1 protein-coding gene is annotated in these 473 nt (G+C 61.6%); it reads right to left on the bottom strand.

Going from position 1 to position 473, the window contains the following annotated elements; all coding sequences use genetic code 11:
• Window positions 1-200: 200 nt before the first annotated feature.
• On the bottom strand, window positions 201-473 hold a 273-nt coding region (locus tag ACXJKC_RS21755; RefSeq protein WP_456698849.1), incomplete at its 5' end, for a hypothetical protein.

The raw sequence follows: 473 nt of genomic DNA, 5'->3' as shown, positions 1-473 counted from the left end.
CCTGCCCGACCTCCTACAGGACGTGCTCGACGGCACCATCACACCCGGCGATGTCTTCGACCTCACACTTCCGCTCGATGCGGTCGCCGAGGGCTACCGGGCCATGGACGAGCGACGCGCAATCAAGACAATGCTCACGCTCTAACAGGGCAGAAATGCCCACGCGGCGGGCTCGATCAACACGATGCTGACGCCGTCGTTCAGGAGTCTTGGGTGGCTCTTCGCTGGGCGCCGAGCARTACGGCTCGGAACGTMGTCCTCATCACCGCTATGGCCTGCTTGGTGTCGAGTCCCTCGTCTTGGGTCAGTAAGAGCCAGGTCATCGCATTGGCTGCGGCAAAGAGTGCTTGATGGCGAGGATCCGTTTTGTCTGCTCCGATCTCGTTACCAAACGTCTCGACGAGGTCGTCGTGTAGGCGGCCGTAATGCTGACGCCGGGCATCAGTCAAGGCAGGAGAGAACGGCTCGGCAAG

Source organism: Aeromicrobium sp. P5_D10 (genome assembly GCF_054049535.1).
The sequence above is the reverse complement of the archived record's forward strand: the minus strand, read 5'-3'. Positions and strand labels throughout refer to the sequence as shown.